Annotated in this window: 17 protein-coding genes; 15 read left to right on the top strand and 2 right to left on the bottom strand. The window is 39.7% G+C overall.

Going from position 1 to position 17,695, the window contains the following annotated elements:
* Positions 1-173: 173 nt before the first annotated feature.
* From H6G69_RS17640 to H6G69_RS17630, 3 genes are all read left to right on the top strand, one after another.
* Positions 174-2,558, top strand: a complete 2,385-nt coding sequence (locus H6G69_RS17640; RefSeq protein WP_190689889.1) for an endonuclease MutS2 — start codon at positions 174-176, stop codon at positions 2,556-2,558.
* A 579-nt stretch (positions 2,559-3,137) separates the two neighbouring features.
* Positions 3,138-3,743 (top strand): DUF3038 domain-containing protein, encoded by a 606-nt coding sequence (locus H6G69_RS17635; protein ID WP_190689887.1) that lies wholly within the window; start codon positions 3,138-3,140, stop codon positions 3,741-3,743.
* Positions 3,744-3,768: 25 nt separating this feature from the next.
* On the top strand, positions 3,769-5,376 hold the full coding sequence (locus H6G69_RS17630) for a DUF4335 domain-containing protein (protein ID WP_190689884.1): 1,608 nt from the start codon (positions 3,769-3,771) through the stop codon (positions 5,374-5,376).
* 157 nt (positions 5,377-5,533) lie between these two features.
* Here the strand turns inward: H6G69_RS17630 and H6G69_RS17625 are convergent, their stop codons facing one another.
* The gene (locus H6G69_RS17625) at positions 5,534-5,908 is read right to left on the bottom strand and encodes a DUF4870 domain-containing protein (RefSeq protein ID WP_190689882.1); all 375 of its coding nucleotides are present in this window, start codon (positions 5,906-5,908) and stop codon (positions 5,534-5,536) included.
* A 512-nt stretch (positions 5,909-6,420) separates the two neighbouring features.
* On the opposite strand from H6G69_RS17625, the gene H6G69_RS17620 reads away from it, so the two are divergent.
* Both H6G69_RS17620 and H6G69_RS17615 read left to right on the top strand, forming a co-directional pair.
* Positions 6,421-7,188, top strand: a complete 768-nt coding sequence (locus H6G69_RS17620) for a Uma2 family endonuclease (RefSeq protein ID WP_190689879.1) — start codon at positions 6,421-6,423, stop codon at positions 7,186-7,188.
* 25 nt (positions 7,189-7,213) lie between these two features.
* Positions 7,214-8,122, top strand: a complete 909-nt coding sequence (locus tag H6G69_RS17615) for a phosphorylase (protein ID WP_190689876.1) — start codon at positions 7,214-7,216, stop codon at positions 8,120-8,122.
* 10 nt (positions 8,123-8,132) lie between these two features.
* Here the strand turns inward: H6G69_RS17615 and H6G69_RS17610 are convergent, their stop codons facing one another.
* On the bottom strand, positions 8,133-8,864 hold the full coding sequence (locus H6G69_RS17610) for a cation diffusion facilitator family transporter (protein ID WP_190689873.1): 732 nt from the start codon (positions 8,862-8,864) through the stop codon (positions 8,133-8,135).
* Between the two features lie 246 nt (positions 8,865-9,110).
* Here H6G69_RS17610 and H6G69_RS17605 point away from each other — a divergent pair, with 246 nt between their 5' ends.
* The 10 genes from H6G69_RS17605 to pstB all read left to right on the top strand — a co-directional run bounded on the left by H6G69_RS17605 (position 9,111) and on the right by pstB (position 17,541).
* Positions 9,111-9,323 (top strand): hypothetical protein, encoded by a 213-nt coding sequence (locus H6G69_RS17605; RefSeq protein ID WP_190689870.1) that lies wholly within the window; start codon positions 9,111-9,113, stop codon positions 9,321-9,323.
* Positions 9,324-9,504: 181 nt separating this feature from the next.
* Entirely contained in the window at positions 9,505-10,137 is a 633-nt protein-coding gene (locus H6G69_RS17600; protein WP_190689867.1) for a DUF1003 domain-containing protein, read from the top strand.
* A 256-nt stretch (positions 10,138-10,393) separates the two neighbouring features.
* Positions 10,394-11,098, top strand: coding sequence for a cadmium resistance transporter (locus tag H6G69_RS17595; RefSeq protein WP_190689864.1), 705 nt, complete (start codon positions 10,394-10,396; stop codon positions 11,096-11,098).
* A gap of 12 nt (positions 11,099-11,110) precedes the next feature.
* The gene (locus H6G69_RS17590) at positions 11,111-11,425 is read left to right on the top strand and encodes a hypothetical protein (RefSeq protein ID WP_190689861.1); all 315 of its coding nucleotides are present in this window, start codon (positions 11,111-11,113) and stop codon (positions 11,423-11,425) included.
* Positions 11,426-11,503: 78 nt separating this feature from the next.
* Positions 11,504-12,127 carry a hypothetical protein gene (locus H6G69_RS17585; protein ID WP_190689860.1) on the top strand — a complete coding sequence of 208 codons (624 nt, stop codon included), beginning with the start codon at positions 11,504-11,506 and terminating at the stop codon, positions 12,125-12,127.
* A gap of 293 nt (positions 12,128-12,420) precedes the next feature.
* Complete coding sequence (locus H6G69_RS17580; protein WP_190689857.1) at positions 12,421-13,554, top strand: sulfate ABC transporter substrate-binding protein; 1,134 nt, start codon at positions 12,421-12,423, stop codon at positions 13,552-13,554.
* Positions 13,555-13,759: 205 nt separating this feature from the next.
* Positions 13,760-14,713, top strand: a complete 954-nt coding sequence (locus H6G69_RS17575; protein ID WP_397326941.1) for a PstS family phosphate ABC transporter substrate-binding protein — start codon at positions 13,760-13,762, stop codon at positions 14,711-14,713.
* Between the two features lie 26 nt (positions 14,714-14,739).
* Positions 14,740-15,681 (top strand): phosphate ABC transporter permease subunit PstC, encoded by a 942-nt coding sequence (gene pstC, locus H6G69_RS17570; RefSeq protein ID WP_190689851.1) that lies wholly within the window; start codon positions 14,740-14,742, stop codon positions 15,679-15,681.
* A gap of 77 nt (positions 15,682-15,758) precedes the next feature.
* Entirely contained in the window at positions 15,759-16,658 is a 900-nt protein-coding gene (gene pstA / locus H6G69_RS17565) for a phosphate ABC transporter permease PstA (RefSeq protein WP_190689848.1), read from the top strand.
* A 52-nt stretch (positions 16,659-16,710) separates the two neighbouring features.
* Positions 16,711-17,541, top strand: a complete 831-nt coding sequence (pstB, locus tag H6G69_RS17560; protein WP_190689845.1) for a phosphate ABC transporter ATP-binding protein PstB — start codon at positions 16,711-16,713, stop codon at positions 17,539-17,541.
* The last annotated feature ends 154 nt before the right edge of the window (positions 17,542-17,695 follow it).

The raw sequence follows: 17,695 nt of genomic DNA, 5'->3' as shown, positions 1-17,695 counted from the left end.
GGTTTGGACAAAGATGATTTTTTGATACTATTTTGGAAGTGGACAAGGCAAGGCAATCTTACCAGAGTCACTTTAGTCAAGAACTTTTTTAAAAGATTGTCTGCTGCATCTTGGCTGTAAACGCGAGTCTGTTGTTACGATAATTTCATAAGAGATTCTTAGATATTGCAGCCTTGATCCAATCGGAAACTTTAGAACTACTGGAATGGTATCGCCTCTGCCAGCATTTGGCGACATTTGCGGCTACAAAGCTAGGGGCGATCGCCTCAACTAATTTACAAATTCCTACATCTCAAGCAGTTAGCGAACAGCTGTTAGCCCAAACTAAAGAGGTTTATCAACTAGAAAGCCAACTGACTACTAGCTTATCTTTTGACGGTATTCAAGATATTGGTGATTCGATCAGACGCGCCGAACTTCAAGGGATTTTGGCTGGTGATGAATTATTAGCGATCGCTACTACTCTAGCCGGTGCGAGAAATTTGCGACGTGTAATTGATAACCAAGAAAATTTACCTGTATTAACTGATTTAGTCGCAGATTTACGCACTTACCCCGAAATCGAACAAGAAATTCACCGTTGTATTGATGAACGCGGTCAAGTATCTGATCGCGCTAGTCAAAAACTCAGCGACATTCGGGACGATTTGCGGCGATTACGCAGTCAAATTAACCAAAAACTGCATAATATTTTACAAGCTAAATCTAACGCGGTTCAGGAACAGCTAATTACCCAACGCGGCGATCGCTTTGTGATTCCAGTCAAAGCCAGCCACAAAGATGTTATCCCCGGCATTGTTCACGATACTTCGACTAGTGGTGTCACTTTATACGTAGAGCCTAACTCTATCGTGCCGATGGGGAATCAACTGCGCCAAACGCTCAAAAGAGAACAAGTAGAAGAAGAAGCAATTAGGCGCGTTTTAACTGAACAAGTAGCAGCCGTAACACCAGACTTAGAAAGGCTGTTGGCAATTGTCACCACCCTAGATTTAGCAGCAGCGCGATCGCGTTATAGTTACTGGCTCAAAGCCAATCCGCCCAGATTTATCAACCGCGAAGAACAAGAAATTATCACCTTGCGCCAGTTGCGCCACCCTTTATTAGTTTGGCAGCAACAACATGAACAAGGTCATACCGTAATTCCCGTAGATTTATTAATTAGTCCGCATATCCGGGTAGTGACAATTACCGGGCCGAATACAGGGGGTAAAACTGTCACACTAAAAACCCTCGGTTTAGCGGCGTTAATGGCAAAAGTAGGTTTATTTATTCCCGCCCGTGAACCTGTAGAAATGCCTTGGTTTGACCAAGTATTAGCAGATATCGGCGATGAACAATCCCTCCAGCAAAGTTTATCCACATTTTCAGGGCATATCCGCCGTATTAGCCGCATCTTAAATGCTTTAGGCAATGAAGAACAACCCAATTCCCTCGTTCTCCTTGACGAAGTAGGCGCAGGTACAGATCCAGCCGAGGGCAGTGCCTTAGCGATCGCACTTTTGCAATACCTAGCTCAACACGCCCAGCTAACAATTGCGACAACGCACTTTGGCGAACTCAAAGCCCTAAAATACGAAGATGCGCGGTTTGAAAATGCTTCCGTAGAATTTGATGAAGCGACACTTTCGCCTACCTATCGATTATTGTGGGGGATTCCGGGACGTTCTAATGCTTTAGCGATCGCTTTGCGTTTAGGTTTAAAACCAGAAGTAGTAGAACAAGCTAAAACCCAAGTCGGCGAAGCCACCGACGAAGTAAACCAAGTGATTGCAGGGTTAGAAGCCCAACGCCGCAGCCAAGAAACCAAAGCCGCAGAAGCCCAAAAATTAGTCCAGCAAGCCGAACGACTATATAAAGAAGTATCCGACAAAGCCGCAGCTTTACAAGAGCGCGAAAAATCACTGCGGGCTTCCCAAGAAATCGCCGTACAGCAAGCAATCGCTCAAGCTAAAGGTGAAATTGCCCAAGTCATTCGCCGCTTGCAACAAGGCACACCCACAGCCCAAGATGCCCAAGCAGCCACCAATGCTTTAAATCAAATTACCCAAAAATATCAACCAGCCCCACCGCCGAAACCGAAAGCTGGGTTTATGCCGAAAGTAGGCGATCGCATCCGGATCTCTCAATTTGGACAACCAGCCGAAGTATTAACCGCCCCCGATGAGGATGGAGAGTTAACCGTCCGCTTCGGCATCATGAAAATGACGGTGAAACTGCAAGACATCGAATCTCTAGATGGGCAAAAACCCGAACCCATTGCCAAACCCAAGCCAACACCCACACAAACCCCACCGCCACCCCAAGCCGCACCAGCAATTCGTACCTCAAAAAATACAGTTGATTTGCGCGGTAAGCGGGTAGCTGATGCCGAAATTGAATTAGACAAAGCTATTTCCGAAGCTCATGGCCAAATTTGGATTATTCACGGACATGGCACAGGGAAATTGCGGCAAGGTGTTCACGCCTATTTACAACAACATCCAAGAGTTAGCAGTTACGAACCAGCCGAACAAGCAGATGGTGGTAGCGGTGTGACAATTGCTCACATTTCTTAAACAGGCAAGAAATCGTACTGGTGTAGTCTATTAGTTATGAATTGCTAATTACTACAAAATTTAGGCAAATGGCAGATTAGATCGTATTGAGGATTGTCAAAATTTAAGAGTGAATTGTCAAAAATAAACATTTTTTGAACTATTAACTCAGAAATATTGACAGCATCAAAACAGCATTTATCACACCATGCTTAAGTTTTCAAGATAATTAGCAATTTTAGTAAATGGATGATTCTGATATTAATTTATACTTCGTACTGAAGTTGAGGTTAACTTTATGAATACTTTGACTACGGTAGGGAATTTTCTACTTTGCTAAGTGTATGGAAAATAATTTTTCATCCTGTAGAGTAAGACAGTGACCACTGCTGTTTACCTAATTTCAAAAAGTTAGCCTTAACTTCTGGTTAAATACAGCAGATTGCAGGTGAATAAGGTACAGATTATCAAGAAAAATCATATATCAATTAACTTTCAATCTTTCTGTTCCCTGCTGTAATCACGGGAAACCAACCTGAAGCCTTAAGAGTCTGGTTTCAAAATAGGTAACAGCAACAGCCCCTACCAGCCCGATCACCTATGCTAAAAGTTATGCACTCGGCCGCCGATTCTGCCACGCCCAATTCCCAATGGGAGGATTTAGCCAAACTTCCAACCCCAAATACAGTCCAATGGGACAATATCAAAACTCAGTTGGACTTGGTGTTGTTAGCATTAGAAACCTTTACCGGGATTGGTTCGGAGGCGATGCTTGCTGCGGCAGTTAGCTTAAATTTAGAGTCAAGAGTGCCAGACCGCGTAGCTTTATGGCGACTACGCCAGTCTAACCCCCTACGCAAAGGTCAAGGAGGGCGAAAAAAGCTAGATGTAGAAGAAGCGCGTGCGCTTGTTTTAATCATCTGCTACCTCGCCAAACAGCACCAAGAACTACTTCGTCGTGCTGTTGGGTTACTAGAGCAAATGGCGGAAAACAACCGGGAACCTCATCAGGCTGCTTTACTTGGAGATTACATTGATGCTTTTTGCAACACCTACCAAGAGCGAATGGAAGAGGATGACCAAATTTCAACGGAATTACTTACCCACCTTGCCCTCAAACTACTTGTAGACTTACTGTTCTACAGCGCGCCTGGTGGACACCGCCGACTCTGGTTAGCACTCATCGACCATTCTGCAAAACTTTGAAAACGTCTCCTTCGCAGTTCCAGCCATGCCTCTATCAAATTCTGTCATTCGTCGCTACACACCCCCTACTTGCACACTAGAAGTATTGGCGCAAAGCTCTCCTTTGTCCCGTTGGATGGGGAAAACAGTAATTAAGCAACTCAGCTTTGAGTTACGCCTGGACGATCCTAGACTACCAGAAGAACGCAGGGTGATAATTCGGGGCGATCGCGACCAACTCGAAGCTTTGTGTGATGCTGTTACTAGTTACGTGCAACAATATCTGCAACAGTCGCCAGAAAGCTTTCGGATGAGTTTTTCTGGCCCCCAAGACTCGACAAAAGCATCCTATGATTTAGCCTTAAGCGATGTACAACCATCGTCGCTATCCACTACACAAGCTTTCAACTCTTTTACATCAGTTGTTCCTAAATCAAAAATATATTTAGAACCAGGCAACTACTTAACCCATAAGCTACATCTTGGTTCTCTTGCCACTCCCACATCTGGCCATGTAATTCAACTGAGTCTGCTGCAAATTTTTGACTTAGCCACAGCTTTAGATGAATATTCCACTGATGTCATGGCATTACCAAATTTAAATAACACTAATTCTGTTCTTCGCTTCCCTACTTGGGCGCCAGTTGCAGCAGTTTTGGTATTGAGTGTGGGTTTATTGCCACTGACTTTACAATATGCCAATAATCATCGGCAACAACAGCAACAAGTAGCCAAAAAGGAAGTTCCCCAAGCACCATCAGAACTGGCCTTACAACCTTCACCCGCAGCTACTCTTGCGCCTACCGATAATTTGGCAACTTTACCACCCATCGGTTCAACGCTGCCTCTACCTACTTCTAGTTTGCCAGCACAACCCATAATTCCTAACCTAAATCTCCCCACTGCTCAAACATCCTCTGCTTTGCCCCCAGTGGGTTCTAAAAATTTACTGACTATACCCCAAACAGCAATTACCAACCCCAAAAATAATCAACGAACTACCGCATCAACCACGATTCCTGGACAGCAAATTGCCCTTAATCCCAATTTAAAATTCAACTCTGGACAATCAGCTATTCAGGCTGAAGATTTACCTCAAAGGCGGAGTCTACCACCCAGGCTATCTGCTAATAACAACAACTTAACATCAACTATTCCGGTTATTCCGCCTTCTTTTTCAAATCCCATAACCAATAACAACCAACGTAACAATCTTCCCGCAAAATCTTCACCGACTGAGCAAGAACTAGTAGGAAAACTCAATGCTTCTGCTGCTAATTCTTCCCCAGAGATTAATCCCGCAGTTGATAGGTTAGGCGAAGAACCTAAAGCTTTTACACCTGCAAATGTAGCGACAAATAGTACCTTATTTGACACTACTCAAGTAGCAGAAGCTAGAAGTTTCTTTCAAAAACATTGGCAACCGCCATCAGGATTAACACAAACCCTAGAATATAGCTTGTCTGTCGATGTTGACGGTACAATTACCCGAATTTTACCACTGAATAAACCAGCCAGAGAATTTATTGACAATACAGGAATGCCAGCAATTGGTAAACCCTTTGTGTCGGCGAATCGTTCTGGACAAAATGTCAAAATTCGGGTTGTGCTTAGTCCTGATGGTAAAGTGCAAACTTTACCTGAATCTGAATAATTGGGTTAAGAAGATAATCTCATTAAAAAACTGGTACAAAATCTGTACCAGTTTTTTTCATAAAAAGGGATGATTAACTCATATATGTCATATTAATTAGTGATGATTCTGTACATTTGTGCAGAATCACAACTACCTATACCATTTTGTAATTCAGTTAGAAAACTCTAAAAATGAATGGATAACGAAAAGGCACATCAGGCTGATTGAAACAGTGTATTAAAGCCCCAATGGTTAATCCCCAGTGGATTAAAAATCCCAAAGCTACAACTGGGAAAAACAAAATTCCCCCAATACCAAAAGTTAGCCACGAAAGAACCGCAATGGGTACACCAATTACCGTTGCCCAAAACCAAACATTAAAGTGAAAATTAATTGATTCTTTAGCGTTACTTTTAACAACTGGGTCATCAGAAATTATGTTAATAACAATTGGTACGCCAATGGAAAATAAGGCTGTACTAAAAAATATTGCCCCATGACACAGAGATGATAGCAATTTGCGCTTGTCAGAATCGTATGAGACTTGCATCCTGGCGGCTCCTTAACTTGCTTCTTAGTTTTAATTTTAAATGACAATTTGGGAACGTTGTATTGCAGTTTACCGTACTTTTGAAGTTGGAGGCTCTTTCTTAAGCAGTAATTAACTTTGAGCGTTAATCATCACAAAGCATTGAGGAAGTTTACCGCACACTGAGTTAAGCATTTTCGATGCAATACGCGCACTGATGTTAAGAAGTAAATCGGCTTAATAAATTAATATTGCACGCCACACTTCAGCCAAAACTTTTTAGCTAAAACAGCCGAAAATAAAATTAGAAACCCTACCAAATTGACCAGAAATCATATCCTGTTGCAAGTCCCAGTTTCATTAATCAGAAAAACGTGCAACTTGGCATTCAGGTATTTTTCATGTGCCATTTGAGCAACTACGGGAGCATCCTCATTAATAAAATATTCCCCGTTTTCTGGTTAAACTGCTACATACCAGTTGTAATAAGTCCATAATAAAATCTATAGTCTCAATCTTAGGGCTGGTTAATCATGTATCAAACTGATCCACCACTTTCCCCAAAAGAAATCTTACCGACAATGTATGATCTCAAGAGTGAAGATCCAGAGGAACCTGGTTTGCCAGATCAGTTTCATTTATTGCAACCCCGTCTATTAGACGAAACTTTTCGTCCGTCAACTTACCCTAGCGACCAAGTATTTACCGCTAGCGATTTAAACTTATATTATGACTTGCGTCATCCACTGTGGTACAAGCGGCCAGACTGGTTTGCAGTTGTGGGTGGTTCTCGACTTTATGAACAAAGAGACTTGCGTTTGAGTTATGTGGTTTGGCAAGAGGGAGTCAACCCGTTTATTGTGATTGAATTGCTGTCTCCTGGTACAGAAAAAGAAGATTTGGGGCAAACTTTACGTGATATTGAGCAACCACCCACAAAATGGGAAGTTTATGAGCGAATTTTGCGAATTCCCTACTACGCAATTTTTGACCGCTACAAATATGAGTTGAAAATTTTTAAATTAAATGGTGGTCGTTATGCTGAAGTCAATTTAACAGAACCACGCTTTTGGATACCAGAATTAGAATTAGGTTTGGGTATATGGCAAGGACGCTACCAAGATGCTGAACAGCCTTGGCTGCGTTGGTATGATGGCACAAATAATTGGGTGATGACTCCCGCCGAATTAGAACGTCAACGTGCCGAACAAGAACGAGAACGCGCCGACACAGAACGTCAACGGACAGAAAGATTAATTGCCCAATTGCGATCGCTTGGTGTTGAACCTGATTTAGACTGATGAATGATAAATACTTTACTCATCAATGGTGCAAGGGGATATCTTACTCAAACCTGGCACTTTATGGACAAGTGTCAAAGAGCGAACTGAATATGCGCTTAAATGTGGTGCATTGCTATCGATAGCCACAGATTTTGAATTTGTCGAGCAAGCTGGCGTTAGCTTCTTAGTCCGAATTTTATCTAACCTGACCCGCAAAGACGCAGCTAAAAAAGAACAGCAACAAACTATCGGGACTGCTAAAGAATTTAATCCTTTTCTTCCTTACGAACAGGATTTATTTGTGGCGGATATTTCCGATACTCATGTCTGTATTTTGAATAAATTTAATGTTGTTGATCATCACTTACTCATCATTACTCGTGCTTTTGAAGAACAAGAAAGCCTGCTGACACCAGAAGATTTTGCGGCTTTGTTAGCCTGTTTAGCTGACTTTGATGGTTTAGCTTTTTATAACGGTGGAAAAAGCGCAGGGGCTAGTCAGCGACATAAACATCTGCAAATAGTCCCCCTTCCCCTGGTGAATTCTGGAGTCCAGATACCTATTGAACCACTTTTGGCAGCTGCAGAATTTCAAGGTGCTGTTGCAACTATTCCCCAACTGCCTTTTGTCAATGCTTTTGCTACTTTAGATCCGGAGTGGGTCAAGTCTCCGTTAACTACGGCTGGGAAAATATCAGAGTTATACCGCAGTTTGTTGAATAGTGTGGGTATAGATGCAGTTGATGGTAACAGACAATCAGGTGCTTATAATTTACTAGCTACTAGAGAATGGATGTTAATTGTACCGCGATCGCAAGAGCATTTTCAGTCGATATCGGTCAATTCTCTGGGACTGGCTGGTGCTTTGTTAGTACGTAATGAACAAGAAATGCAATTTCTCAAAGCCACAGGCCCAATGAACATCCTCAAGCAAATTGCTGTTAGTAAGTGAGTCTGAATATTTATTTGATGAGTTCTTCTAATGATGGAAATAGGGTTTTTTCTGCCATAGTGCGATCGCTACAAATTTCTGGTGGTAAATTGCACATACAACTACCATGAGCAATATCGTTAATTTGACCACGTAGAGATTTCACACTCTCTATGACTAAATAAGCGGCAAATAAGGCGATAAATACTGCTACTACTAAGCTGATGACTCCATCTGCCCATGTCCAATTTAACCAGAGAACGGCGATCGCGGCTAAAACAGCACCGATAGAACTAGCGATATCTGCCAAAATATGCAGAAACACACCTCGAATATTCAAATCTTGATGGCTACATCCATGTAGATAGAGAGCGTTAAAGCTATTAATTCCTAAGCCAATTAATGCTGTTGTCAACATTGGTACACCGAGAATCTCCACCTCGGGAGATTGCAATCTCACCAAAGCTTCTTTGACAATCCAAGCGGCGATACAAGCTAAACTAAGACCGTTAATTAAAGCTGCTAAAATTTCTGGTCGATAGCGAGCAAATATAGTTTGTTTAGAGATAGACTGAGACAGCCAAGATGCAGCGATCGCTAAACCCAAAGCTGCCACATCAGACAGAATATGCTCTGCGTCTGCTAACAGTGACAGACTGTGACTCCAAATTCCTGCACTCAATTCCACACAAAAAAATACACTTAGTAAAACTAAGGCAGTCCACAAGGCCTGAAATTTCTGTTTCACTTGGCTAGATTGCATCGAATTTGACCTAAAAATCCCTACTGCATTGTAACTTCAATGCTGGGCCAAGAGTTTTCGTAATTGTTTTTTCGGAGAAAGGCGATCGCAATATAGCTATGATGACCTCAGAGAATATGCGATCGGTAGTTAATCAAGCTAGCCTAGAGATGACATCCTCAGATAAGGGACTTTGGGGTAGTAGAGGGTGCAGAGGAAAAAAAGACTATAGTGAATATCTTTGCTGTTGATGGTTGAATAATTAAAATGCAAGACTCTGTATTTATCATCTTTATTGGCTTTGGCTTAATCTGGGCATTGATGGGAGTGGTAGGATTATTGGCATTTTTCAAATCCGACGGCCAACCACTGCGCTTTGATAAATGGGGATTAATCGTCGCTGTTCCAATTATTGTGCCGATTGTGCTTGTTTTGTTGTATCAGTTGGCTAGACCTTGGATTGGGCAATTTTTTAGCTAAAAGGGTAGAGAGAAATCCTCATAGCTCAAAAAGTATGCGCGTCAATCACGTCTGCAAAGCATTTAAATACTAATCACTTTTCTTTATCGTTTTAAAAAAAAAGAATATTTGCTCCTATCGGTGCGAAAGCTTACATTAAAAGTCATCAAGACAAACACAAGCGAAGCCAACCAGGTGCAATATGAATACCAACAAAAAAACATTATCAAACAGCGTTGATGTACCAGCAATTCAAAACGTATCTCCAGAGGAATTAACATCTGGACAAAGACTTGCTGATAAATTAGCTAGTCATGTTGGTTCTTGGAAGTTTCTCATTTGCCAAAGCACGATTTTGGCTGGTTGGGTAGGAATGAATTTAGCACCAGGAATTCCTCACTGGGATGAGTCACCATTCATCATGCTGAATTTAGTATTTTCATTTGCTTCTGCTTATACCGCGCCAATTGTTTTGATGAGTCAAAATCGTCAGTCAGACACAGACCGCAGAAATGCTGAAATCGACCATCAAGTAAATTTGAGAGCTAGCCAAAATATTGAATTGCTGCATCAAAAGCTGGATGAATTAAACGCTCAAAAGCTCAATGAATTAACTCAAATAATCAAAGAGCAGCAACAAATGATTAATGAGCTAAAAGTAACTTTAGTTCATACTCCTAAAGAGCATAATGAAGCTAAAGTTGCGTTATTACCTGGCTTACATCTGCAAACTAATAGCAAATTTGCTAAACAAACTTCTAATAATAAATATTTCCCAGATGCTCAACCAGTAGGCGACGATCGCAAAGTTGTCGAAAAGCTAGCTCGCCCATAAAATGCACCCTAATTACTCCATCAGAATCTGCATTATCTTTCACTCCATCCATTTGTAGGTTTGCTTCTACAATCTTTGACTCAATAATCATCTCTGCTCTTAACAAAGAGATTCATCAATTATTCTTAATTACTAATAGACACCACTTACCAATTGGATGGAGATGCTATATCTGCAAGCTTCATTAAACCGCAACTTTTACGCTGAGGCAGATATACAAAAACAATACTAGTAAGACAATCGAGAAAAAATTCAAATGAACGAAATTATCACGTCTATTTCTACCGGAATCACAGCTTTTACAGCTACAAATTTAGATGATTTAGTTATTTTGACTCTGTTATTTTCGCAAGCAAATGCAACTTTTCGTCGTCGGCATATCGTGATTGGACAATATTTAGGTTTCTGTACTTTGGTGATTGCTAGTTTAATTGGTTTTTTTGGAGGTTTGATATTACCGTCTCAATGGATGGGACTTTTAGGTTTTGTACCAATTACCATTGGCTTAAATAGATTACTCAATGGAGAAAATAATTCTGAATCAGAAGAGGAATCAGCAATAGAATTATCTGATTCTGCTAGGTTTACTAGTTTTTTGGCTCCCCAAGCATATAGTGTGGCGGCTATTACTGTTGCCAATGGTAGTGATAACGTTGGTATTTATATGCCTTTATTTGCTCATAGTGCTTTTACAGAATTGTTAGTAATAATTACAGTGTTTTTATTACTAGTTGGTGTTTGGTGTTATGTAACTTATAAGCTAACTTGTCAAAATGCGATCGCTAGTTTGCTCACTCGCTATGGCAATAATTTTGTGCCTTTCGTTTTAATAGGTTTAGGTGTATTTATTATCATAGATAGTGCTTCATTGCCGCCAATTGCTTTGACAGTTACTTGTTTCTGTCTCATGGGATTAATCAAAATAATTCAAACTTCTAAATTTAAGACTCAAAGTTTGTAATTGTCAAAATGTATGAAAATTTTTCCTCTTTCTTTAAGTGTCTTAGTACTTTTAATCAACTTTGTAGTTGCTTTTCCCTCTTGGGCAGACACTCATCTTTCTTTAGTCGATCATCCCCACTACTTTGAAGTTGGACAAAAAGTTATCTGGCTTTATAAATCTCGCCCCGACGCTCACGATGTCCAAAAAATTCCGGCTGAAGTTGTGAAGCTCAGTTCTAAACAAGTACAAATTAAAGTCCGCAAAAACAATGAATTTATTAATCGCTGGGTCAATCCTAATAGACTGGAGAGTTTTCCTACAATTCCTCGTAAGTCTGAAGTGTAAATTATGAAATTTATAGACCAATCAATTTGCTTTTGACTCTATCGCAATACTCAATAATCTCAAACCAGGGAGAAAATTATGCAGTTCATCAAAATTATGCTTGTCGCGCTTGTATTTATTGTGAATTTAACAGTTGCTCAACCTTCTTGGGCTGGTAAAGATTTCACTAAAGGGGCTGATTATACAGAAGTAACACAAGCTATTAATCAACTTTTAACTGTTAAAGATAACCCAGAACAAGCTGGCTATACACCTGAAGAATTTCAAGCAAAACTTTCACAATTGCAGTCTCAAAAATATGTTATGGAAACTGCTAAAAAACGGGCGCAATGTCACAATGAAACCGGAAAAACTTTGGCTGTTTATGCTAATAAACCGAAAAAATCTCCAACACAACTTTACTTTTTAGCCGCAGGGCAAGTTACAGATGATGATTGGGATTGTGATGGTATTTATTTACCTGCTGCTTCTCAGGTAGTTTTAACTCCTAATACTGAAGCACAAGAGTTAACTGAACCAATTGCTGTGAAGTTTGTTGATGGTACACAATCAATTGCCAGAACTAATCCAACTACTGGCGCGATTGAATTGAATGTTGCACCTGCTCAAGTTTTCAAAGCTGGCGAAGGTACTTGGTCATTACCGACGTTATCTCAAGCTGATATTGACGTGCAAGTTCCTAGCCCACAACTGATTGACTAGTTCTAGGTAATAGGTGACAGAACTCTAAGTTTTGAATAATTGAGATTAAATCCCTGACTTTTTGAATAAAGTCGGGGATTTTTGCATTGCATACAGTCCGTAAACAAAAATCAGCCTAAGGTTTGATTTTTTAGATAAATGCTTAAGTGATGCTTATTTGCTGATGGTAATTTGTTGACTCAGTAACAAAAAATAAAGCTCTTGATAGATCCAGGTTTATAGTTCGTATAATACTCCCATAGTTTTAATCACGGTATCTCGCCCGACATACCGGAAATAAAGGAGCAGTGCTGATGAGCAAGTCGCAACATCTAGCGCAGTTGAGACACTTAATTGTGGATAAAGTATTGCAAGCTATACAGCGTTACCAACAAATAGTTACAAGGTGGTTGAAGGTACGCAATGTTAAAAGCTTTGTAAGTTTATGGTTGGTGGGGGCTGTTTTAATTACCGCGATCGCAGCTTGTTCGCAAACCAGATATGCTGGAACTTCTGATGTTAGACTTAAGCTTGTTTCTTTTTCCGTAACTAAAGCTGCTCACGACCAGATAATACCTAAATTTGTTGCCAAATGGAAGCAAGAACACAATCAAAATGTCACTTTTGAGCAAAGTTATGGTGGTTCTGGGGCGCAAGCAGCAGCGGTGATTGCAGGTTCTCAAGAAGCAGATATTGTACATTTGGCATTGCCATTAGATGTCAACAAAATTCAGCAAGCAGGTTTGATTAAAGCAGGTTGGGAAAACCGTGCGCCGAGAAATGGTATTGTTAGTAAATCTGTAGCGGCGATCGTTACACGCGCAGGCAATCCTAAAGGGATTAATACTTGGCAAGACTTAGCAAAAGATGGCGTAACATTAATCGCCGCTAACCCAAAAACTTCTGGGATTGCGATTTGGGAATTCTTGGCTTTTTGGGGTTCGGTAACTCTGACAGGCGGTGATGAAACAGCCGCATTAAATTATGTCACTCAAGTCTATAAAAATACGCCAATTCTGACTAAAGATGCGCGCGAAGCTAGCGATTTATTTTTTCAAAAAAATCAAGGCGATGTCTTAATTAACTATGAAAATGAAATTGCTTTGGCAGAAAACAATGGTACAAAACTACCTTACACAGTGCCGCAAGTTAACATTTCTATTGATAATCCTGTAGCGGTAGTTGATAAAAACGTTGATAAACACGGTAATCGAGAAGTTGCCGCCGCCTTTGTTGATTTCTTATACTCGACAGAAGCACAACGCGAATTTGCGAAATTACAATATCGTCCGGTGAATCCCACCGTTACCCAAGAAGTAGCAGCCAAACACCCTCCAATCAATACATTATTCACGGCTCAAGATTTAGGTGGTTGGGATTTGATTCAAAATAAATTTTTTAATAATGGGGCAATTTTTGACCAAATACAATCTGCTAAAAAAGCCTGAGGGAAATATTCATGTAACTGGAATAATGCCAAAGTCAATAATTGAAAATCAGCAAAATATTTGATGAATCAATTCCTGATCAATTTTGACTTGGTGGTGCTTAAGGCTGCAATTAAAGTTACTTTCATCTAAAACACTTGCAAATTTTGGATAGTTTATGAGATTGCCTACTCTAGTTAAATCTGGCTTTCATTTCACAAACTTAATGCTAATTTTGAGTACGATAACTGCCTGTAGTAGTGGTGAAGAATTACAGCGTCAAGTTAGTATTGATGGGGCTGCGGTTGGTTTTCCGATTTCTTTAGCAGTGGCAGAAGAATATAGCAAGGTCAAACCGGAAGCCCAAGTGAGTGTAGCATCCAGTGGTACTGGTGGCGGTATAAGTAAGTTTTGTAATGGTGATATTGATATTGTGGGCGCGTCTCGGACTATTAGAGATGAAGAAATTAAAAAATGTCAAAGTAAAAATATTGAATTTGTCGAATTACCCATAGGTTTAGATGGAATTGCTGTGATTGCTAACCCTCAAAATACCTTTGCTAAATGTCTAACTATTAAAGAATTAGAGAAAATTTGGAGTGCTAAATCAGACGGTAAAATTTTGAGTTGGAATCAAGTTAATCCGAAATTTCCTAATCAAAAACTGAAATTATATGCGCCAGCTTCGGATACAGGGACATTTGATTATATGACTCAAGCGGTGACTGGCAAAGCGAAAAATGGCCGGACAGATTATACTCCTAGTCACAATCAAAATCTTTTAGTACAAGGGGTAGCTGGTGATGCGACAGCCTTGGGTTATGTAGGTATTTCTTATTACATTCAAAACCAAGATAAATTAAATTTGGTGGCTGTGGAAAACCCATCTGGCAAGTGTGAAAAACCAGTACCTATAGATAATGTGATTAAAAATACCTACACACCTTTATCTCGTCCTTTATTCATTTATGTCAGTAAAAAATCTCTAGATAATAAGCCAGCAGTTAAAGAGTTTGTGGATTTTTATCTAGATAATTCTTGGAAATGGGTAGATAGCGTTGGTTATGTTGCACTACCAGATGAAGCTTATGGCAAAGTGAAAGAAAAATTTGCCAAAGGTGAAACTGGGACAAAGTTTAAAAAAGCCAAACCAGGCGAACCAATCACCAATTTTATTTAAGTCAAACTTGATGAATAGGAATTTTTATGCGCATCACAAATCCTCAAGAAGATGACTATCAAAGATTGAGACAGTCATTAGAAAAAAATGCTTCCGATGATATTGTCGAAAAGATTATTGCAATAGTTTTGTTTGGTTGTGCTTTAGTTTCGGTTTTAACTACGTTTGGAATAGTCTTAATTATTTTTCAGGAAACATTTGGCTTTTTCCAAGAAGTTTCTTTTGCTCAATTTTTCTTGGATACTAAATGGACACCTCTATTTGCTGACCGACATTTTGGTGTTTGGCCTTTAATTAATGGTACGTTTTTAACGACTGCGATCGCAATGGCTGTGGCAATTCCTTTAGGCTTATCTTCGGCAATTTATTTAAGTGAATATGCTCAACCAAAAGTCGCCGCAATTTTACGTCCAGCCGTGGAACTTTTAGCAGGGATACCAACTGTAGTTTATGGTTATTTTGCCTTATTATTTATCACCCCATTAATTAGAAATATCCTTCCTTTAGAATTATTCAATGCTTTAAGTGCAGGGTTAATGATGGGAGTCATGATTACGCCTACGGTTGGTTCGATTAGTTTAGATGCAATTCAAGCAGTGCCGCGTTCTTTACGAGAAGGAGCTTATGCTTTAGGTATTACTAAATTAGAATCAATTTTTAAAGTGGTTTTACCAGCAGCACTTTCGGGAATTATTGCCTCAATTATTCTCGGCATTTCTCGCGCTGTGGGTGAAACAATGACTGTTGTTATTGCGGCTGGACAACAACCAAGAATCACTATTAATTTTGCCGAATCAGTAGAAACGATGACGGCTTATATGGCACAAATTTCTGGTGGTGATAGTCCCCGGGGCAGTCTTAATTTTAAGACTTTATACGCTGTTGGCGCACTTTTGTTTTTGATTACTTTGGCTTTAAATATTATTAGTTACTGGATTGCTAATCGGTTTAAAGAGAAGTACGACTAATGCAACAGGGAATAGGTAAATAATCTCCTGTTCCCTGGATGGAAATAATTGATAAATTAAATACTACTGATATAACTATGACGACAACTTATCGACCAGAAGATGATTTCGATACAACGGCAGAATTTACTGATAATATTGAAAAAAGAGAGTTACTCGGAAAAATATTTGAATTACTTTTCTTGTTGGGGTTGTTAATTGGTTTATTTGTTTTAGCGTTACTGCTATTTGATATTTTTCGAGATGGGTTAGCCAGATTTATCACGCCAGGTTTTTTAACAGATACGCCTTCGCGTTTTCCCGATCAAGGTGGCATTCGTCCGGCAATTATTAGTAGTATTATTTTAGGAGTTGTGGTAATTTGTGTGACTGTTCCTATTGGGGTGGGAGCAGCTTTATATTTAGAAGAGTACGCCCCTAGAAATTGGTGGACTGCAATTATTGAGATTAATATTAGTAATTTAGCAGGGGTTCCTTCGATTGTTTATGGGTTGTTGGGTTTAGGAGTTTTTAATTATTTGTTAGGATTTGGCCCGGCTTTAATTTCTGGTGCATTGACTTTATCTTTATTATCTTTACCAGTAATTATTGTGACTGCTAGAGAAGCGATTCGAGCAGTTCCTAATTCTTTGCGATATGCTTCTTATGGATTAGGGGCGACAAAATGGAAAACAATCAGTAGTCATGTTATCCCTTATGCGATTCCTGGTATCTTAACAGGAGTGATTATTTCTATATCTCGCGCTATTGGCGATGCAGCATCTTTGATTGTTGTAGGTGCGGTAGGTTTTCTCACATTTAATCCTGGTTTATTCCAGAGATTTATGGCGTTACCAATTCAAATTTACAGTTATATTACTCGCCCCGAACCAGGTTTTGCCAATGCAGCAGCAGCCACAATTATTGCGTTGTTACTTTTGATTTTAGCTTTAAATGGTGTAGCCATTTATATTAGACAACGCTTCACGATTCATTAATTGAATTTGTTGAAGTTATCAGGCATTTACAGACAACTAGGAGATTTACAAAATGCCCTACAGTAATCACAGTAGAAGTCAATCAGATAGTGCCACAATAGACCAAAATGATACTGTATTTAATGTTGAAGGTGTGAAGGTATTTTATGGAGGATTTTTAGCACTTCTAGATGTCTATTTACAAATTCCTGAAAAAAAGATAGTTGCATTTATTGGCCCTTCAGGATGCGGGAAAAGTACATTATTGCGTTGCTTTAATCGGATGAATGATTTGATTCCGGGCGCGAAGGTTGAAGGTAGGTTAAATTACCGCGATCGCAATATTTATGATCCTAAAATTAATTCTGTAAAATTGCGCCGTCAAGTCGGGATGGTTTTTCAAAGACCAAATCCTTTTCCCAAATCTATCTACGAAAATATAGCCTTTGGGCCGCGGGCAAATGGCTATAAAGGGAATTTAGATGAATTAGTAGAAGATTCTTTAAGACGCGCCGCTATTTGGGATGAAGTCAAAGACAAACTCAAAGAAAAAGGTACGGCTTTGTCTGGAGGACAACAACAAAGACTTTGTATAGCTAGAGCGATCGCCATGAAGCCAGATGTATTATTAATGGATGAACCATGCTCGGCTCTTGATCCTATTTCTAGCCGTCAAGTCGAAGAACTCTGCTTAGAACTCAAGCAGCAATATACCATAATTATGGTGACACATAATATGCAGCAAGCTGCTAGAGTTGCCGATTGGACAGCCTTCTTCAATACAGAAATCGACGAACATAGCAAGCGTCGCGGAAAATTGGTCGAGTTTAGTCTCACAGAACAAATGTTTAGTTCGCCTAACACAAAAGAAGCCGAAGACTATATTAGTGGACGCTTCGGTTAACCATCTCATCAAACCTGATACCGCATATTATTCAGATGGAGAAAGGCGATCGCCTTTCTCTTATCTATGGTAATGTATGAAATGATGTTTTTGCATACTTAAAATCTTCAGTACATCATTAAAAAAGTCATTGCTACAAACTTAAAAATTAGTT

Origin of the sequence: Nostoc sp. FACHB-110 (assembly GCF_014697425.1) — a bacterium.
Taxonomy (GTDB): Bacteria; Cyanobacteriota; Cyanobacteriia; order Cyanobacteriales; family Nostocaceae; genus Nostoc_B.
Note: the sequence above shows the minus strand (reverse complement) of the source record. Positions and strands in the feature narration are given on the sequence as shown.